Raw genomic sequence first — 18,954 nt, forward strand, 5'->3', positions numbered from 1 at the left:
GTGAAAGTTATGGAGCGCAGAAAAAGAAGAAGGAGAACAGAGAGCCTGGTCGGAATCCTGTTTATACTGTGTCTGTTCCTGGGGCTTGTCGTAAATATTTTAGTTCCTGACAAGGAGAAATCCGAGGAGGAGAACCGCATGCTCGAAACAAAGCCGGGATTGAGCATGAGCACAGTCATGTCCGGAGATTTTATGGAACAGTGGGAAGAATATATGAGTGATCAGTTCGCCGGGCGGAATCTGTGGCGCAGTTTTAAAGTGGGGCTGGACCGGCTGGGCGGAAGCAGGATGGAGAACGGTGTCTATATTGGAAAAGACGGCCAGCTTCTGGAAGATATACAGGTGCCGGATCAGGATCAGCTTTCGGAAAACCTGGACGCGATCAAAAGCTTTGTGGAAAAGTATCCGGATATCCCGGCCAGGATGATGCTGGTGCCTGATGCCGCCTGTGTCCTTGGTGACAGCCTGCCTGCCTTCGCTTCGGTGGAAGACCAGCGGCAGATGTTCAGCCTGGTCCAGAGGGGGCTGGGAGATTCTGTGACATGGATCGACGCCTTTTCAACATTGAATAAATATAAAAATGAGAAGATATACTATAAAACAGATCATCACTGGACGACTCAGGGAGCCTTCTATGTGTTTCGGGAAAGCGCTCAGGCATTGGGGATTGACGGGGATGTATCCGATGATTTCGTATCTTATACGGTGACGGACAGCTTTAACGGAGCGCTGGCCTCCAAGAGCGGTGTCGGGCTCGGTGAAAAAGAGCAGATCGATATCTATGTACCCGCGGAGGGGGACGATGATGTGATCGTTAATTATGTGGATGAGGCCAGAAAGACAACGTCTCTTTATGACTCATCCAAGCTGGAGACAAGGGATAAATATGGAGTCTTTCTGGGAGGAAATACATCTGTCTTAGATATAAAGACCGTATCTACCAGTCAGAAGCGTCTCCTGGTGGTGAAAGATTCATTCGCGGACTGCTTTATCCCCTTCCTCGCGCCTTATTACAGGGAGATCATTGTTGTAGATCCCCGGTACTACAGCGGTACGATGGATGACATCATGGAGACATACAGGATCACGGAAACGCTGATCCTGTACAGTGGGAATACATTTCTTTCAGATAATAATATAAGCGGAGTGTTTGCGGGTGAGTAACCGGATAAGGGAAGAATTTTTGCAGAAAAAAGAACCAATACGACTGAATAAATACTTAAGTGAGGCGGGCGTTTGTTCCAGAAGGGAGGCGGACCGCCTCATTGAGAGCGGACGTGTCACAGTGGATAATGAGCGGGCTACAACAGGAATGCGCGTACTGCCGGGACAGATTGTGCGGGTTGGCAAACGAGTCATATCCAGACAGGACGAAATGATCCTGCTGGCGGTAAATAAGCCAAAAGGCATCGTATGTACAGAGGAAAGGCGGGAGAGGAACAGCATTGTCAGATTTCTGGATTATCCGGTGCGTGTTACCTATGTGGGACGTCTGGACAAGGATTCCCGGGGATTGCTCCTTATGACCAACAACGGTGATATCATCAATCGGATGATGCGTGCCGCCAATTATCATGAAAAAGAGTACCGGGTGACTGTGGACCGGGAGATCACGGAGGAGTTTCTAAGACAGATGTCTCAGGGTGTCCCCATCCTGGATACCGTGACCAGGCCCTGCAGAGTGAATAAACTGGGGAAATATACCTTTTCGATTATCCTGACCCAGGGGCTGAACCGCCAGATCCGGAGAATGTGTGAGACTCTGGGGTATGAAGTGAGAGACCTGGTGCGGGTCCGGATCATGAATATCCGGCTGGGAAGCCTGAAGGAAGGACAGTACCGGAAAGTGACGGATGAAGAGCTGGAAGAGCTGTATGAGATGTTGAAAGAATCGCCGGGAGGATATGGACAGGATGGCAGAAAATAGTAAGATGAAACGAATGAAAGAGCTGGTGGATATCCTGAACCGGGCCCGCCGCGCCTATGAGCAGGAAGACCAGGAGATCATGAGCAACTATGAATATGACCGGCTCTATGATGAGCTTCTGGATCTGGAGCGGGAACTGGGGACAACACTGGCCGCAAGCCCCACCGCCAATGTGGGATATGAGGTCTTAAGCGAGCTCCCGAAAGAGCGGCATGAGAGTCCCATGCTCTCCCTGGACAAGACCAAGGATGTGGAACGTTTAAAGGAATTCCTGGGGGTCCAGAAAGCTATGATTTCCTGGAAACTGGACGGACTTACGATTGTACTTACCTATCAGGGCGGAACTCTTGCCAAGGCAGTTACCCGGGGCAACGGTGAGGTGGGCGAGGTGGTCACCAACAATGCCAGGGTGTTTCGCAATATCCCCCTGCATATTCCTTATCAGGGGGAACTTGTGCTGCGGGGAGAAGCTGTGATCTCCTACAAAGATTTTAAGAAGATCAACGAAGAGATGGGGGATGCAGACGCAAAGTACAAAAATCCCAGAAATCTTTGCAGCGGTTCTGTACGTCAGCTCAACAATGAGATCACCGCCAGGAGAAATGTACGGTTCTATGCGTTCAGCCTGGTAAGTGCGGAAAATGTGGATTTTCATAATTCCAGACTGTACCAGATGCAGTGGCTGAAAGAGCAGGGATTTGACGTGGTGGAGAATCATCCGGTGACCCGGGATACGATTGAGGATGAAGTTTCCTGGTTTGCCGCCCATATCGAGAAGAATGAAGTGCCCTCAGACGGACTGGTGCTGGTCTATGACGATATTGCCTACGGACAGTCTCTCGGGACGACGGCAAAGTTTCCGAGAGATTCCTTTGCGTTCAAGTGGGCAGATGAAGTGAAGGAGACAACCCTTCTGGAGATGGAGTGGAGTCCGTCCAGGACCGGGCTGATCAACCCGGTGGCTATCTTTGAGCCGGTGGAGCTGGAGGGAACTACGGTGAGCCGGGCCAGCGTCCACAACATCAGCATCATGGAAGAGCTGGAGCTGGGCGTGGGGGACAGGATCACCGTGTACAAGGCAAATATGATCATCCCCCAGATCGCGGAAAACCTGACCAGGAGCGGGGTCAGGGATATCCCGGGGACCTGTCCGGTGTGCGGGGGAGCTACCCGCATTTCCATGGAGAACGAGACGAAGACGCTGTACTGTACGAATCCCAGATGTCAGGCAAAGCATGTGAAGGCGTTTGCCCTGTTTGCAAGCCGGGACGCCATGAACATAGAAGGGCTTTCCGAGGCCACTCTGGAGAAATTTATCATGAACGGCTATGTGAAGGATTTCACCGATATCTTCCATCTGGACCGGTATGCGGATGAGATCCGGAATATGGAAGGGTTTGGGGAAAAGTCCTACGAAAACCTTCAGGGCAGTATCCGAAATGCCCGGAACACCACTTTGCCGCGGCTTGTATACAGCCTGGGTATCCCCAACATCGGGATTGCCAACGCAAGGCTGATCTGCCGTGCTTTTGACAATGATCCGGAGCGTGTCATGAACGCCAGGACAGAAGAACTGGATGAGATATCCGGTATAGGGGAAGTGATCGCCAGAACTTTTGCAGATTATTTTGCTGACGAAGAACACAGGGAAATCTTCCGCCGTCTGCTTGATGAGGTAGAGATACCGAAAGAAGGGATCACCGAGGACAGCGCAAAATTCCAGGGCGTGAATTTTGTTATTACGGGCAGTGTGGAACATTTTGCGAACCGGGCAGAGGTGAAGGAAGAGATCGAGAAGCGGGGCGGCAAGGTGACAGGAAGTGTGACTTCCAAAACCAGCTATCTCATCAACAATGATGTGAATTCCACTTCCTCCAAGAACAGAAAGGCCAGAGAACTGGGAATCCCTATTATATCTGAAGATGAATTTATCCGGATGCTTAAGTGATGAACGCTGTTTTCATAGAAAGTTCATTTGTATAAGCAGTGTAAGTGTACTATAATGAGGAAGTAAATATTATGCAGAGAAGGGATGAATTTATGTCAGACCATGATTTTATTATATTAGACGAAGAAGAAAAAAAGGACGCCGGCGGAAATGCCGGAGCGCCGGAATCTCAGGACCCGGATGAAAAAAAAGAAGTCGCTCCTGTGGAACATGACGAAAAGGATGACGGGGAGGATGAGTATGAGAAGATCTGTTTTATCTGCCATCGTCCGGAGAGCGTTACAGGGAAGATGATCGATCTTCCAAACAATATCACTGTCTGTCCCGAGTGCATGCAGAAGAGTTTTGATGCCATGACCAGCGGCGCGGTGGATCTGAACCGGCTGATGAACATGCCTGGGGTACAGTTCCTTAACATGTCTGATCTGGAGAATATGCAGCCAAAACAGCAGAAGATAAAGAAGAAAAAGGAGAAGCCTAAAGAGTTCCATCAGATCAATATCCGGGATATCCCGGCTCCTCACAGGATCAAGGCGAGACTGGATGACTATGTAGTCGGACAGGAGTACGCCAAGAAAGCAATGTCGGTGGCAGTTTACAATCACTATAAACGGGTTGCCACAGATACGATGGACGATATTGAGATTGAAAAGTCGAATATGCTGATGATCGGTCCTACGGGAAGTGGAAAGACTTATCTGGTCAAGACCCTGGCCAGGCTGCTGGATGTACCTTTGGCCATTACGGATGCCACGTCTTTGACGGAGGCGGGATACATAGGCGATGATATTGAGAGCGTAGTATCCAAACTGCTGGCCGCGGCGGACAATGATGTAGAGCGGGCGGAACAGGGGATCATCTTTATTGATGAGATCGATAAGATCGCGAAGAAGCATAATTCCAACCAAAGAGACGTAAGCGGGGAGTCTGTACAGCAGGGAATGTTAAAGCTTCTCGAAGGCAGTGAGGTGGAGGTCCCGGTGGGGGCAAACAGCAAGAATGCCATGGTGCCTCTTACGACGGTGAATACAAAGAATATTCTGTTTATCTGCGCGGGAGCATTCCCGGATCTGGAAGATATTATCCGGGAGAGACTGAAGAAAAAGACATCTATGGGATTCAACGCGGAGCTGAGAGATAAGTACGAGCATGACAAGGATCTTCTCTCCAAGGTGACAGTGGAAGACCTTCGGAAATTCGGCATGATCCCGGAATTTCTGGGAAGACTTCCGATCATCTTTACCCTGAAGGGGCTGGATAAGGATATGCTGGTAAAGATTCTTAAGGAGCCGAAAAACGCGATCCTGAAACAGTATCAGAAGCTTCTTGCCCTTGACGAGGTAAGACTGGAGTTTGATGACGGTGCCCTGGAGTCCATTGCGGAGAAAGCGATGCAGAAAGACACAGGGGCCCGGGCGCTGCGCGCGATCATCGAAGAATTTATGCTGGATATCATGTATGAGATCCCGAAAGATGACAGTATCGGTGAGGTGATCATAACCCGTGAATATATCGAAGGGACAGGAGGGCCGGTTATCCGGCTCAGAGGGCAGGAAGTCCCGATGTTGGGATAGAATGTCTGCAAGAGTACAGGAACGCTGATCTGTTCCTATACTCTTTTAACGGCAGCCTGCAGTTTTGGACCCAGAACTGCGGCTGCTATAATTTTGACTGTGTCGCCCGGAAGATATGGGATTACTCCCGCGGAAAGAGCGGCAGAAAATGGAAGTCCGGACTGTACTCCCAGCCATACAGTGCCGAATATATAGCAGACAGCGGTGCCCAGTATCATACCGGCGACTGCCGCCAGTGAGCTTCCAGGGCGCGATTTCATCAGAAATCCCTGGATGAGGGCAAGAAAAATAAAACCGACCAGATATCCTCCTGTGGGACCGGCAAGTTTACCCAGGCCTCCGCTGAAAGAGGAAAAAATGGGAAGTCCCACTGCCCCCAGGATAAGATAGGTGACGCAGCTTACAGTCGCCAGTTTCATACCCAGTATATAGACTGCCATATAGATGACAAGATTTGACAGAGTCAAAGGCACCGGACTGACCGGGACCGGGATAGAGAACGGGGCTGCGATACAGATAGCTGCAGTCATCAGTCCCATCAGAGTAAGTTGTTGCGTGCGTGATATCTTTCCTGCGGCAGCAGGCGTCTGATCTGTCATTGCAAGGACCTCCATGAAATAAACTTTTCACAGGATTGAGTATACTTCTTAGAAGACAAATTGTCAACTTTATCTTGATTAAAGTTGACAATTTGGACGCCAGTTAATAAATATAATTCTGTATTCACAAAAAAATAATAAACAGTCTGTGCCATGCGTGTTATAATAGCACCACGACACGAGTGGTCTGATGTTGACAGGAGAGACAGTATGTTTGGCTATGTGACGATCTGTGAACCGGAGCTGAAAGTAAAAGATCTGAAAAAATACAGAGGATACTATTGCGGATTATGCCGGACGCTCAGGGAAGAATACGGCTTTATGGGACAGATGACGCTGACATATGACATGACATTTGCAGTGATCCTGCTCACGTCTCTTTATGAATCTTCTGTAGATACAGAGCTTCACCGGTGCAAAGTTCATCCCGTAAAGCGTCAGATGATGCTGAGAAGTGAGATGACTTCGTACGCGGCGGCTATGAATGTTCTGCTTGCGTATTATCATATGAAAGATGACTGGGAGGACGAGAGAAAGGTATCCAGCTTTTTGACGAAGGGGATGATCCACAGGAAAGCTGAAAAAATCATCAGACAATATCCGCGGCAGAGCAGAGTCATCCAGGACGCGCTCAGGGAGCTGGCTGTCTGTGAAAAGGAAGAAAGCACGGATCTGGACAGGACGGCGGGATGTACCGGAAGACTGATGGAGGAACTTTTCGTATATCGGGAGGATATATGGGAGAAAAATCTGAGAAAAATGGGATTTTTTTTAGGGAAGTTTATCTATCTTATGGATGCCTATGAAGACCTTTCCGAAGATATCGAGAAGGGAAGATACAATCCGCTGAAGCAGATATGCAAGGAGGATGGCTATGAAGAGAAGATAAGGCAGATCCTGTGTATGATGATCGCTGAGAGCACGGCGGAATTTGAGCGCCTTCCGTGTCTTATGGATATAGACATTTTACGGAATATATTGTATGATGGTGTCTGGAATCGTTATAATAAGATACAGATGAAGAAAAGAGAGGAACAGAAACAATGAATAAGAATCCATATGAGGTGCTCGGTGTATCTCCGAACGCGTCAGATGATGATATAAAAAAAGCGTACCGTGATCTTACGAGAAAATACCATCCGGACGCGAATGTAGATAATCCGCTGGCTGATCTGGCAGAGGAAAAATTCAAGGAAGTGCAGGAAGCCTATGACACGATCATGAAGGAGAGGTCTTCAGGAGGCGGATATTCGTATGGCGGGTCCTCCTATGGAAATTCGGGAGGCTACGGCGGGACAGGCGGATATACACAGAGCGGACAGATTGATCCCCGTCTTCAGGCAGCGGCCAATTATATCAACAGCCGGCGTTTCAGGGAAGCGCTCAACACGCTGGACCAGGTTTCAGAGAGATCTGCTCTGTGGTACTATTTAAGCGGGTGCGCCAATGCCGGGATGGGAAATAATGTACTGGCAAGAGATCATGCGGCCCAGGCGGTTAATATGGAGCCGGGCAATATGCAGTACAGACAGCTTCTGAATCAGCTGGAGTTCAGCAGCAGGAGGTACCAGAACAGTCCTTATGGAGCCGGATACGGTATGGGCGGCGGCTCTTCCTGCGGCACCGGAAATATGTGCTGTGATCTCTGTATCGCAGATCAGCTTTGTGAATGTATGGGAGGAGATCTTTGTTCATGCATGTAAAGGCAAAGACACTGGCGTTCAGCGGTCTGCTCCTGGCGCTGACAATCGTATTTATGGCTCTGGGCAGCATCATAGAAACGAGCACACTGTTCCTGCTGGCAGCGGCTTCCTTTTTTGTGGGGATCGTTATCCGGGAATTCGGTCTGAAGACAGGAGCGGCATTTTATATCGCCGCAGTCCTTCTCGGTTTTATTACAGCCCCCAATAAATTTTATGTCTTTACTTTTGCGGCGATGGGGTTCTATATCTGGGGGATCGAGGCTGTTTGGAGGCTGCTGGAAAAGCGGCCACAGATGCCGAACCGGCGGATCATTTTCTGGATATCCAAATATATCATTTTTAATATTGTATATATTCCAGTCGTACTGATTTTTCGTAATCTGCTCTTTTCCATGTCAGTATCGGGCGTGGTCCTACTGGGAGTGATCGCGGGAGGACAGATCGGCCTGCTTATCTATGACAGAGCCTACGAATATGTTCAGGGACATATGTGGGGGAAAATGAGAGGAAGATTGTTGGGATAATTGTGAAAAAACTGTGAACGGGGCCGTGTACCTTTTAAAAGGTACACGGCCCCGTTCACAGTTTTTTCACAAGTCTGCAAAAGGAAAGAGCCACGTCGCCGTGGCTCAAAGGGGGAAAAAGTTTATGAAAAAGTGTTCTTCATTTAAGAACAAGTATAGTATAAATAATAGTTGTGTAAAAAATGTGATGAACTTTTGAATGGAATATGAACAATTCGGCAAGAAAATGTAAAATGGCTATCGCGGTTCCCGGGAAATGTCAGAACATAATGAAAAGCCCTTGAAATCTGACTGGCGAGGAGTTATAGTAGTATATAGAAAAGGAATAGATCTTCGGGGTCGGGTGCAAGTCCCAACCGGCGGTATAGTCCGCGACCCGCCTGACAGGCGGCTGAACCGGTGACTTTCCGTATCTTCCAGGCAGAGAATCCTGAGAAGATACCACAAAGGAAAGAATTCCGGTACCGACAGTATAGTCTGGATGAGAGAAGAGATATACTTATCGAAATGTAAAGTTTCATAAGCGGTGTCACAAAAGATCGTAATACAGCCCCGGACTTCAGTGTCCGGGGTTTTTTTGTGGCCGGCTCTCCTGGAAGGCTTCCTTTTTAAAGACTTGATTAAAAAAGGAGAAAGAAAAATGACAGAACGAACAGAACAGAAAAATGTAACATCTGGAAAAACTATCAGGCTTGTGAAAATGGGAGTTATGGTGGCAATCTCGGTTGCCCTGGTATATCTTATACATTTTCCTATCTTTCCGGTAGTTTCTTTTCTGGAATATGATCCGGCGGACATTCCGATCCTGATCGGAACTTTTGCGTTCGGACCGCTGGCGGGGATCGTGCTGACAGTGGTGACGTCAGTGATCCAGGGACTTACAGTAAGCGCAGGAAGCGGGCTGTACGGTATCATCATGCATGTGATTGCCACAGGTGTGCTGGTTGTGGTATCAGGACTGATTTATAAGAGAAAGAAAACGAAAAAAATGGCAGTAGCAGGTCTGCTGGCCGGAATGGCTGCTATGGCGGTTGTCATGATGGGTGCGAATATGATCATTACACCGATTTTCATGGGTGTACCTGCGAGTGCCGTCTGGGGGCTTATGCCGTTTATTGTCGGATTTAATGTGATCAAAGCGGGGATCAATGGGGCAGTTACATTTATCTTATATAAAAGGATCGCGAATTTCCTTCGGAAATAAGGCGGACAGGTGAAAAACGGCGGTGTGAAATAAAAAAGTTGACAAACGGATATACTTATATTACAATGGCTGCTGTAACATTTTTGTAATATCTGTAATAAATATGAAAATAAGGACATATATTTTAAAAGATGTCTGTAAAGATATTGCAATAATTATCAGGAGGAATATAAGTATATGAACCAAAAACAGAATAAGCGATTTGTTTTCTGTCTGTATGCATCTGCGGCAAGTATTATGGTGTTGACAGGTTTTAAAGGGATCGACAGAGAGCCCTATGCCGATGCCGCTCCTGCTGTCCAGATGGTTTCCGACAATACGCCGGAGTGGGAGTTCCCTCAAATTGTGGACGAGATCCACGGAGGTGTGCTGGAAGATGTAAAGTCAGCGGCTAAAGATGCCCATGCGGCATATCTTGAAAAGATAGAAGAGGAAAAAGCCGTGGCCGAAGCACAGCGGATCGCAGAGGAAAAAGCGGCGGCCGAGGCCCGGGCACTGGCAGAATCCCAGGCGGCACAGGCCGCCTCTTCAGAGAGCGTTTCCGTTTCAGACCAGGAACTTCTTGCCGCACTGATCTTCTGTGAAGCAGGTAATCAGCCATATGAAGGCCAGGTGGCCGTGGGAGCGGTTGTCATGAACCGGGTTAAAAGCGGTCTGTATCCAAACACAATTTCTGAAGTTATCTACCAGTCAGGACAGTTTACTCCGGCGATGACCGGCTGGCTGGATTCTGTACTGGCAAACGGCGGATATACCGATTCTGCCATGCAGGCGGCAGCAGACGCTATCGCGGGCAGCAATCCGGTTGAGGGATGTCTTTATTTCAATACCGGTGGCGGTGGACTTCAGATCGGAGACCACTATTTTCATTGATATTATCAAAAGTGCAGAGGAGAAATTATGGCAATCAGGATCAGAGAGTATGAGCGGGCAGATGCGGAAGCTGCATCTGCACTTTGGGATCAGGTCGTGGAGGATGGAAATGCGTTCCCTCAGACAGAACTGCTGACGGAAAAGACCGGGGACATTTTTTTCAGGGAACAGTCTTTTACCGGTATCGCTTATCAGGAAGAGGATGGCGGCATCGTCGGGCTGTATATCCTTCATCCCAACAATATAGGACGATGCGGACATATATGTAATGCCAGCTATGCAGTCAGGAGAGACAAGAGGGGGCAGCACATCGGAGAACTTCTGGTAAAGGACTGTATGAGCAGAGCAAAAGAACTGGGATTTCGGATTCTTCAGTTTAACGCTGTGGTCAGCAGCAACACATATGCCCTGCGTCTTTATAAAAAACTGGGCTTTGTGCAGCTGGGGACGATACCGGATGGGTTTTTAATGAAAGATGGACATTACGAAGATATTATCCCCCACTACAAAGTGCTGTAAATCCGAGTTTGCCGGGGTGATTCAGAAAACACCGGAGAGGGTGGATAAAGTTTAGGAAATAGGAAAATGCCGGTATCGGAAAACCGTATTCTGCGGCAACAGAATGGGTGTCCACGCCTCCGTTCCGGAATCCGGGAAAACATAAAGGGACTTAAGCTCCACCTAAAAGCAAGACAGGCCGATGGGCAACTCACTTTGTTCAGACAATCCCATCGGCCTGTCTGACGGCGGAGACTTAGTCCCTTAAGTTTTTCCTGCGGATTCCTCCAAAGTCGTCGGTCCACCTATCTGCCGCCGCAGAAAGGTTCTCCCGACCGGTACTCTTTCCCCCTGCGCTTCGTCCATCCCTTCCGGTGTTACGATTCATCCCCCGCCAATCTCGCGATTAGAAAGTAAGACGAAAGAGGAACGATAACGTTCCCTCTTCACATTTCCGTTCAAATCGCGAAATTGTTGAGGGGAAGGAGCGCGGAGCCGGGGGAAGGAAGAGGTGTCCATCGAGGGCCGTGCAGCAACGCCGGCATTTTGGGCGCGTTTTTTGCGCCCTTATGTGCCGCTGCGTTGCAGCCCCGAGCGAAAGCGTGCCCGAGATGGATATCCTCTTCCTTCCCCCGGCGGCCACATCCATCACCCCAACAATCTCAGATTTCCTGCCTCACAGCCGCCTCATAGTTTCAAAGGTGTTATAGAGATTAAGCTGTCCATATCCCCATTCCCGGTTGGGATACTCCATTATTTCCGGCCGTATCGCCCCGAGGATCAGAAGGCTTTTGATCTGGAAAGAGTCCACACCCGGAACTTCCTGAATATAGATCAGCCACTCCAGCATAAGGGCCACTGCGCCCGAGGTGATCGCGGCAGATACACAGGAGCCGGAACGGGAGGAGAACCGGCTGCCGGGAAGAGCACCTGTGACATCAATGCCGGGGGCGGTGATATCCGGATTCATACGCTGTGTGCGTGTGTATCCCCGGCCTGACGCGGAAGCCAGTCCGTCGGTATTTCCATTATAGTAAGAAACAATGACAGGGCTGTCGGTGTTGGCCGGATTTGTTAATGTATAGTAAGGATCCGATTCCAGAAAATATACTTCCCCACTGAGAAATTCTGTAAGAGGCAGCCACATATGAAAGTTTCCGTCAATAACAGTCAGAGGCTCAACAATAATTTTCCATATGCCGGCCGCCGGAGTGTCGAAACGGAAAAAGATCAGTTCGGAAGTACTCTTTTCTACCAGAAGCCGATAATCTACAGAAACTTTCGTGCGCTCAAACAGAAAATCGATTTCTGCGCTGGCACCTGCCCGGAAGGGTATCCGGGAAGTATTTTCACCAGACGGAGAGATAAGAGAAATGGACAGGATATTGGGGATTTCTGTCCAAAGCTCAAGAGAAAATCCGGGCACATTATCACCCACACGTAGTTCCACTGTCTTTGTGTCATTTTCATTTTCGATGACATTATAGTAATGATGCCGTTTGTCTGCTTCATTTCCTACTCCGATCACGGTAATATGGTTTGCACGTGTACTGTAACCTTCAATAAGGAACGAAAAAGGCAGCGTTCCGATGTGTCCTCCCATACTGGAGCCGACGGTGACACACAAGACCAGGGGGAGATCAAGAGAGTCGGCAAGGTCATTCAGATATTTGAGCGCCAGGATCAGATCTGTTTCCTGGTAACATACAGCATCCTCGGAGATAAAATAATAATCTCTGAGATATTTTTTTGCCTGCTTTAATTTAACCATGGCGATCGCGGCTTCCGGCGCGGCTCCCAGAAACTGTTCACCGGGCTCGCCGGATCCGGCGGCCAGACTGGCTACGTATGTGCCGTGTCCGGTATCATCGACGGACGGTAAGATCGAAAGAGGATCTTCAGATTTCAGAGCAGTATTGATCTGCGCTTCTGTAAATTCAGAGCCATAAGAAAAATTTTGCGGGGGCGTGCCGGACTGGACAGTCTGATCCCAGATTGATACAATGCGGGTCGTGCCGTCGAGATTGCGGAAGATGCTGCTGGTATAGTCTATGCCGCTGTCCATAAATCCGATGAGGACCCCTTTTCCCTTAAGTTGAAGGGTAGGATAATTCTGGATAGGCAGGATACCGGTCTGATTCAGTGTTTCCATGCTGATAGGGGCGAAACATTTCGGGACGGAATTGTAGGAATATCTGGAAAGGCTGATCGGATCGGCGGCTTCGGCGGGAAGATAGATACACTTGTATCCGAAGCCGGCATCCTGTTCACAGCGTTCACTCTGCATGATACTGTCAAAAAACGGGGTTCTTACATGGTTTCCTATAAAATCCCGGTAATCTTCAGACAAGATCTGTGCCCGGCATATATTTAGATCGGTCATTTTGTTATCCTGATAAGAGTTTTAATAATATTATGAAAAAAACAGAAGAAGTATGCACAGCTAAAAAAAGTATAAACTTGTTCCGCGCAAGGTTGAAGTTGCGGGATAAACGGGTATAATGAAAATATGTCAGAATATCGGAAAGGGACAGCAGACGCCCCGTCCGGTGCTCCATATGTCCAAAGAGGACAAAAGAAGAAGGGAGAATGATAAGATGAAAGAATTTTTTGAAGATTTGGGAAAGCGTCTTGGCGAAACAGCGGAGACAGTGACCAGCAGGGCAGGGGATGCCATTGAGATTCAGCGCCTGAAATCCCAGATCCGGGGACTGGCAAGAGAAAATGCCGTAGATCTCATGGAGCTGGGCCGTGCAGTTTATAACAAATATAAAGCGGGAGAAAAAGTGGAAGAGCAGGCGCAGGGTCTCTGTGACGCGATCCGGGACCGGGAGGAAAGTATCCGGGGATATGAGAAAAAGATCGCCGGTATCAAAGGCGCCTCTGAATGTTCGGGCTGCGGGAAGATGGTGGCGAAAGATATGTCCTACTGTCCGTACTGTGGAGAGAAGGTTGCCGACGCAGATACTGCGGGAGAGCAGGATCGGGAAGAAGCAGAGGAGGAAACTGCCGGAGAGTATGCGGACAGCGTAAAAGAGAAAATGGCTGACGCGGCGGAAGATATGGCGGAAAAGGCCTCTGAAGCAGCGAAGAAAATGGGAAAAGCCGCGCAGAAAGCTGCACGGAAGACGGGCGAGATGGCCGGAAAAGCCGCGGAAAAGACCGGAGAAGCAATGGAGAAAGCCGCGGAAAAAACCGGGGAAGCAATGGAAAAGGCTGCCGAAAAAATCGGAGACATGGCTGATAAGGCTTCAGAAAAATTGAATAAAAACGGATAAAATCCGTCAAAAGTTATGAAAAGCCGCCTTAGATCAGAAGTCTATGGCGGCTTTTATTTCGTCTGTACTGCCTGTAAATATGATGCCGTCCATGCCCAGGGCCCGGCCTCCTTCGATATTTTCCTCAAGATCATCGACAAAGAAGCATTCTTTTGGATTCAGGGAATATGTTTCAAAAAGATATCTGTAGATTCCCGGTTCAGGTTTTACCATTTTCAGCGGTCCCGAGAACACGACTCCGCTGAAATCTTTCAGAATATCTTTCCATGCGGGCCATTCGGCAAAATATGTGGAGGCATTTGAGAGAAGATAGACGGGAATGTTTTTCCCGTGCAGTTCGTCGATGAAATCCAGTGTATCCTGCATAAGTACCATATGTTCCGGCCAGCATCGGAAAAAGCGCTGTACAGTGTCTCTTAAACGCTCCGGAACAAGGGAGGTGATCCGTCTGGCATTTTTCTCATAGTCAAGGCCTCTGTCCAGATCTGCCCAGTTCGCGTATATGAGAGGATAGAGAAGATCGCAGTCCTTTTTTGAAGGACAAAACTGTTCCAGCATATATCTTCCGTCAAATTTTCCGATCACATTTCCGAAATCAAAGACTATATTTTTATATTTCATGATATTCTCCTCCTACCATCTGATGTCGTGTTTTGAAATACAGATGTCGAAAGCACTGTCCTTTTTCAAAAAACTGCAGAGGACCTGTTTGTATACAGGCACTGAGACAGGGATCCGCTTTGTGGCCGGTGACAGGATAACACTCTGGATCTCACCGGACAATAGAGCATCGGATCCGGAACCGAACCGACATTCTGTAAAGGGCTTGACAAAAGCTCCAAAGTCATAGCTGACAGTCGAAAACTGTTCTTCCGCCCTCTGGTCTACATCATAGTGAAAAAATACGATCCTTGTTTCTGATTCATTTTCAAATGTCCTGGGCTTATATCTGGCGGACAGAATGAGCATAAAAAGGTCGATGTCAGCCTTGAATTTCAGAGAACTGTTTGTGATCAGCTCTCTGTTGCGGATAAAGATTGTCCTGTAAAAATCGTTATCAGAAGAGATCTTATAATACTCTTCAAAAGTTTCTCCGGCTGCTTTCGGGGAACGGAGAAGGTAATTGACCGTCACCACATAGCTCTCTATGTATGAATCCACGAAAGATTCCAGATCCACTTTCCCGTCTTTTCTGTTCTCGTGGAGATATGTACTGTACGGAGTCCCTTCATTGTTGGCTGAGGCAAACAGCCGGATATCAGACAGAGAATCCAGGGGAAGGGTGTTCAGATTTTCCTCCAGGTCGATATAGTCGATTTTCGTATACGCAAGGAAATCATAAGCTTTCTGACATAAATTTCCCGCCATTGCATGGAGCAGAGAATCCTGATCGAAACCCAGACAAATGCCATTGTTTCCATAGTAATTCCACATGGGCAGAGAATCTCTGGCATCGGTAAGAGAAAATACATACAGCGGAATATGATCATATACATACTGAAGGTAATCGGCAAGAGGATATTTTTTTATCAGTGCTTCCACATCTTCCGGATAGCGGTTGGAAAAGCTTTTCACATTGCCAAGATAATGCTCTACATCCAGATGGAAGGTCTTTGTCTCAATGTACTTTTTGACGATGCCGTAAAATGCCCTGCAGTCATGCGGATCATTCATAAAATCTGAACGAGTCATGCGGATACACTGATTTTTAATGATCGATTCAAAGCTTTGAACACTTGTATAATGATACAGACTGCCCATATCTGCCACCTCATCATATGTACCGGAAAAGTTCCGGAGGGTTGATAAATTCTAATTATTTCCTTTCAAATTGTAAGCGATTATACAGGGAAAATCAAGTCCGGTGCAGGGAGAAGATGGCTTTCATCATTTTTCGCTATTTTGTTTATTTTGTCTATACATTTCGGATAATTTGTGTTATAATAATACCCGGTCGCGGAAACATAGCTCAGCTGGGAGAGCGCTCGCCTGACTAGCGGGAGGTCATGGGTTCGAGCCCCGTTGTTTCCATTTTGATCGTGGGGTATTAGCGCAGTTGGGAGCGCGCAACATTCGCATTGTTGAGGCCACGGGTTCGAATCCCGTATACTCCATTACAGGCTCCGTTGTGACGGAGCTTTTTTGATACAAAAAAACCGCGTCTGCAGGACAATGCAGACGCGGTTTTCTTGATCTTAGAGGGCACTGTCGGAAACCGACTTGAAAAACTATCAGATGATCCTCGAGTTTAAATTTCCATAGTTTGACATAATATCAGCCATCTCCTCCTTGGTGAACTTTACAATTGTGTAAGGTTCGCTGTTTCGGCGGTATGTATAGTAAAATTATACTGACAGCGGCTGGGTATTAGCCTGACGCCGCGGTTCCCGGCAGGGAAAGGACTACGGCCCGGACGGGCTCCGGGTGGAAGGCAAAGGAGGAAGTATGCGCTCAAGGAAAAGAATTGCACTCAGGCTGCTCTGCATGCTGGCGACGCTGGGTATGCTCAGCGGCTGCGGCAGAGAGGCGGAACGCGAACTTGATATGGACGACTGGCAGTCCTGGAGAATAGGAACGCCTCTGGCCTGGAGCTCGGATTACTACCTGTCTGAGCAGGTGCGCGTTCCAAACCTGTACCTCTACGACAGCATCGGTGACAGCATTATGGCGCTGCGCTTCGGCTATGTGGACGCCATAGCTGTGGACGCCCTGTACGCCTACAGCATGGTGGCAGAGTACTCTGACCTCAGGATTCAGCCGGAGCCGATAGGAGAGGACTCGCTGGTGGCCTATATCACCAATGGACGCCGGGACATTCTAGAGCAGATGAACGGATACATACCGAAGTTCAAGGCCAGCGAGGCCTATGCCGATCTTGTCGGGCGGGCCAACGCCGAAGAGTTCGTTCCCGATACGGATATACCCGAGATAACGGACGGCGAGGTGCTGCGCGTAGCTATAAACACGGGCGGCAGCGGCTATCCCTACACCTACTACGACTTTGTAAGCGGTGAGCCGCAGGGAGTGGACATAGAGTTCATAAAACACTTCGCCGCGGAGTACGGCTACACGATAGAGTGGTTCGACAGCAGCTGGGACGCCTGTTCCCTGGCCATAGCAAACGGTGACGTAGACGTCTTTGTGTACGCCATTTCCCTGTACTACGCCGGGGAGGTGGAGGCTATGGGTACCTGCCTGCACTCGGATCCCTATTTTAACCTGGATTTGGTACTGGTAACACAGAACAAAACGTGAGACGGGAGGGGAATACACAATGGAACTGATTGAATACCTGAAAAGATCCATCTACATGAATCTCATCTACGAGGACCGGTATATGCTGATACTGTCCGGATTGTGGGTCACACTGCTGCTGACCATATCCTCTTTTGTGCTGGGCACCATGCTGGGTATGGCTTTTTGCGCGGGAAAGGGGAGCCGGAACAGGGTGATCCGGGGCATTTGCAACACGGTCACTGCCCTCATGGTGAAGCTGCCGCCGCTCGTGCTGCTGATGGTCTTCGCCTACCTGATACTGGCCGATACCAGCTTCAGCGCTGAGACGATCGCCATTATTACCTTTACGCTCAAATGTGCGGCCCACCTCTCGGAGATGTTCCGCTCGGCGGTGGACTCTGTGGGCGTGGGGGAAATCGAGGCGGCGCGGACCCTGGGCTATTCCAAGTGGCAGGCGTTTTTCCGGGTAGTGTTTCCGCAGGCCCGGCACCAGGTGATGCCATTGTACAGGACACAGTTCGTACTGACCATGCAGGACACATCCGTGGTGAGCCTGCTGGCGGTCCAGGATATGACCAGGGCGGTCACGGTCATAACCTCACGCACCATGGATCCTATAATTTCCCTTGTGATAACCTCGGTTGTCTATCTGCTGCTGGGCTATATCGCCAACCGCATGCTGAGTCTGGCAGACCGCAGCAAGCATCTCACATACAAGGAGGTGGCGTGATGTCAGTCATACATATTGAGGGCCTTGCCAAGAGCTTCGGCAGCAACCTGGTGTTTCAGGACATAAATGTGGACATTGAAAAGGGAGACTGTATCTCCGTTATCGGTCCATCCGGCTGCGGGAAGAGTACTTTCCTGCGCTGCATCAACCTGCTGGAGCGCCCCAGCGCGGGCAGAGTGTACATAGACGGTCAGGAGATTACCGCCAGGGGTGCGCCGCTGGACCAGATACGGCGCAAGATGGGAATGGTGTACCAGACCTTCAATCTCTTTTCTCACAAGACTGTGCTGGAGAATGTCATGATGGCCCCCATGCACCTCCGGGGCCTGTCCAGGCAGGAGGCCATGGAGCTGGCGATGGACTGCCTGGGCCAGGTGGGCATGGTGGAACGGGCCGACTACATGCCATCCCAGCTCTCCGGCGGTCAGAAGCAGCGCGCCGCCATAGCCCGCTGCATCGCCATGAAGCCGGAGATTATCCTCTTTGACGAGCCTACCTCGGCCCTGGATCCCACTATGGTGGACGAGGTGCTGGCGGTCATCCGGCGGCTGGTGAACCGGGGCATGACCTGTATCATAGTCACGCACGAGATGAATTTCGCCCGGGCCATCAGTTCCGGGGTCATATACATGGACGAAAAGGGCATCTACGAGATGGGCCCGCCGTCACAGGTTTTCGACGCGCCCAAGCGGGAGCGGACGAAGGCCTTCATAAACCGGCTCAAGACCTACCGGCAGACTGTCACCGAGCGTGACTTCGATATCTACGGCCTCAACGGCGCCGTTGTAGAGTTCTGCCGTCGGCAGTTCGCTTCAGAAAAGCAGATTTACCGGGTGCAGCTTGTGCTCGAGGAGCTGCT

General features: G+C 49.3%; 17 protein-coding genes, 2 tRNA genes, 1 pseudogene and 1 riboswitch. Of the genes and pseudogenes, 16 read left to right on the plus strand and 4 right to left on the minus strand.

From position 1 onward, the window contains the following. Nucleotides 1-9: 9 nt before the first annotated feature. From BQ7367_RS07070 to clpX, 4 genes are all read left to right on the plus strand, one after another. Complete coding sequence (locus tag BQ7367_RS07070) at nucleotides 10-1,164, plus strand: DHHW family protein (RefSeq protein WP_072524802.1); 1,155 nt, start codon at nucleotides 10-12, stop codon at nucleotides 1,162-1,164. Further along, nucleotides 1,157-1,927 (plus strand): pseudouridine synthase, encoded by a 771-nt coding sequence (locus BQ7367_RS07075; protein ID WP_072524803.1) that lies wholly within the window; start codon nucleotides 1,157-1,159, stop codon nucleotides 1,925-1,927. Before BQ7367_RS07070 ends, BQ7367_RS07075 begins: the two co-directional genes overlap by 8 nt. Then, nucleotides 1,914-3,875, plus strand: a complete 1,962-nt coding sequence (ligA, locus tag BQ7367_RS07080) for an NAD-dependent DNA ligase LigA (RefSeq protein WP_072524804.1) — start codon at nucleotides 1,914-1,916, stop codon at nucleotides 3,873-3,875. Before BQ7367_RS07075 ends, ligA begins: the two co-directional genes overlap by 14 nt. A 71-nt stretch (nucleotides 3,876-3,946) precedes the next feature. Continuing rightward, entirely contained in the window at nucleotides 3,947-5,449 is a 1,503-nt protein-coding gene (gene clpX / locus BQ7367_RS07085) for an ATP-dependent Clp protease ATP-binding subunit ClpX (RefSeq protein ID WP_442855367.1), read from the plus strand. A gap of 35 nt (nucleotides 5,450-5,484) precedes the next feature. Here clpX and BQ7367_RS07090 read toward each other — a convergent pair whose 3' ends face one another. Further along, a complete protein-coding gene (locus BQ7367_RS07090; protein ID WP_072524805.1) occupies nucleotides 5,485-6,048 on the minus strand; it encodes a biotin transporter BioY in 564 nt (187 codons plus the stop codon). A gap of 210 nt (nucleotides 6,049-6,258) precedes the next feature. Here BQ7367_RS07090 and BQ7367_RS07095 point away from each other — a divergent pair, with 210 nt between their 5' ends. From BQ7367_RS07095 to BQ7367_RS07120, 6 genes are all read left to right on the plus strand, one after another. Further along, a complete protein-coding gene (locus BQ7367_RS07095; protein ID WP_072524806.1) occupies nucleotides 6,259-7,095 on the plus strand; it encodes a DUF5685 family protein in 837 nt (278 codons plus the stop codon). Next, nucleotides 7,092-7,751, plus strand: coding sequence for a DnaJ domain-containing protein (locus BQ7367_RS07100; protein WP_072524807.1), 660 nt, complete (start codon nucleotides 7,092-7,094; stop codon nucleotides 7,749-7,751). The genes BQ7367_RS07095 and BQ7367_RS07100 overlap by 4 nt, the downstream gene beginning before the upstream one ends. Beyond that, nucleotides 7,742-8,275 (plus strand): hypothetical protein, encoded by a 534-nt coding sequence (locus BQ7367_RS07105; protein WP_072524808.1) that lies wholly within the window; start codon nucleotides 7,742-7,744, stop codon nucleotides 8,273-8,275. Before BQ7367_RS07100 ends, BQ7367_RS07105 begins: the two co-directional genes overlap by 10 nt. Nucleotides 8,276-8,600: 325 nt before the next feature. After that, nucleotides 8,601-8,772: riboswitch (FMN riboswitch) on the plus strand. A gap of 143 nt (nucleotides 8,773-8,915) precedes the next feature. Then, nucleotides 8,916-9,479: an ECF transporter S component gene (locus BQ7367_RS07110; RefSeq protein ID WP_072524809.1), complete on the plus strand. Its 564-nt coding sequence runs from the start codon at nucleotides 8,916-8,918 to the stop codon at nucleotides 9,477-9,479. A 177-nt stretch (nucleotides 9,480-9,656) separates the two neighbouring features. Continuing rightward, nucleotides 9,657-10,352 (plus strand): cell wall hydrolase, encoded by a 696-nt coding sequence (locus BQ7367_RS07115; protein WP_072524810.1) that lies wholly within the window; start codon nucleotides 9,657-9,659, stop codon nucleotides 10,350-10,352. Nucleotides 10,353-10,379: 27 nt separating this feature from the next. Further along, on the plus strand, nucleotides 10,380-10,871 hold the full coding sequence (locus BQ7367_RS07120) for a GNAT family N-acetyltransferase (protein WP_072524811.1): 492 nt from the start codon (nucleotides 10,380-10,382) through the stop codon (nucleotides 10,869-10,871). Between the two features lie 655 nt (nucleotides 10,872-11,526). On the opposite strand, the gene BQ7367_RS07125 is transcribed toward BQ7367_RS07120, so the two are convergent. Then, nucleotides 11,527-13,233 (minus strand): S8 family peptidase, encoded by a 1,707-nt coding sequence (locus BQ7367_RS07125; protein WP_072524812.1) that lies wholly within the window; start codon nucleotides 13,231-13,233, stop codon nucleotides 11,527-11,529. Between the two features lie 214 nt (nucleotides 13,234-13,447). Between BQ7367_RS07125 and BQ7367_RS07130 the strand changes: the two genes are divergently transcribed. Next, nucleotides 13,448-14,128 (plus strand): zinc ribbon domain-containing protein, encoded by a 681-nt coding sequence (locus BQ7367_RS07130; RefSeq protein WP_072526127.1) that lies wholly within the window; start codon nucleotides 13,448-13,450, stop codon nucleotides 14,126-14,128. A gap of 33 nt (nucleotides 14,129-14,161) precedes the next feature. Here the strand turns inward: BQ7367_RS07130 and BQ7367_RS07135 are convergent, their stop codons facing one another. Both BQ7367_RS07135 and BQ7367_RS07140 read right to left on the minus strand, forming a co-directional pair. Next, nucleotides 14,162-14,749, minus strand: a complete 588-nt coding sequence (locus tag BQ7367_RS07135) for an HAD family hydrolase (RefSeq protein ID WP_072524813.1) — start codon at nucleotides 14,747-14,749, stop codon at nucleotides 14,162-14,164. 12 nt (nucleotides 14,750-14,761) lie between these two features. Further along, complete coding sequence (locus BQ7367_RS07140; RefSeq protein ID WP_072524814.1) at nucleotides 14,762-15,889, minus strand: DUF2971 domain-containing protein; 1,128 nt, start codon at nucleotides 15,887-15,889, stop codon at nucleotides 14,762-14,764. 197 nt (nucleotides 15,890-16,086) lie between these two features. Here BQ7367_RS07140 and BQ7367_RS07145 point away from each other — a divergent pair. The 5 genes and pseudogenes from BQ7367_RS07145 to BQ7367_RS07165 all read left to right on the plus strand — a co-directional run. Further along, nucleotides 16,087-16,159 (plus strand) — tRNA-Val (locus tag BQ7367_RS07145). Between the two features lie 10 nt (nucleotides 16,160-16,169). Next, nucleotides 16,170-16,242 (plus strand) — tRNA-Ala (locus tag BQ7367_RS07150). A gap of 331 nt (nucleotides 16,243-16,573) precedes the next feature. Continuing rightward, the gene (locus tag BQ7367_RS07155; RefSeq protein WP_072524815.1) at nucleotides 16,574-17,383 is read left to right on the plus strand and encodes a transporter substrate-binding domain-containing protein; all 810 of its coding nucleotides are present in this window, start codon (nucleotides 16,574-16,576) and stop codon (nucleotides 17,381-17,383) included. A 19-nt stretch (nucleotides 17,384-17,402) separates the two neighbouring features. After that, the gene (locus BQ7367_RS07160) at nucleotides 17,403-18,095 is read left to right on the plus strand and encodes an amino acid ABC transporter permease (RefSeq protein WP_072524816.1); all 693 of its coding nucleotides are present in this window, start codon (nucleotides 17,403-17,405) and stop codon (nucleotides 18,093-18,095) included. Further along, nucleotides 18,095-18,817: pseudogene (locus BQ7367_RS07165) on the plus strand (amino acid ABC transporter ATP-binding protein); the annotation flags it as partial. The gene BQ7367_RS07160 and the pseudogene BQ7367_RS07165, both read left to right, overlap by 1 nt. Between the last annotated feature and the right edge of the window lie 137 nt (nucleotides 18,818-18,954).

Origin of the sequence: Clostridium sp. Marseille-P3244, assembly GCF_900120155.1 — a bacterium.
Classification (GTDB): Bacteria; Bacillota; Clostridia; order Lachnospirales; family Lachnospiraceae; genus Mediterraneibacter.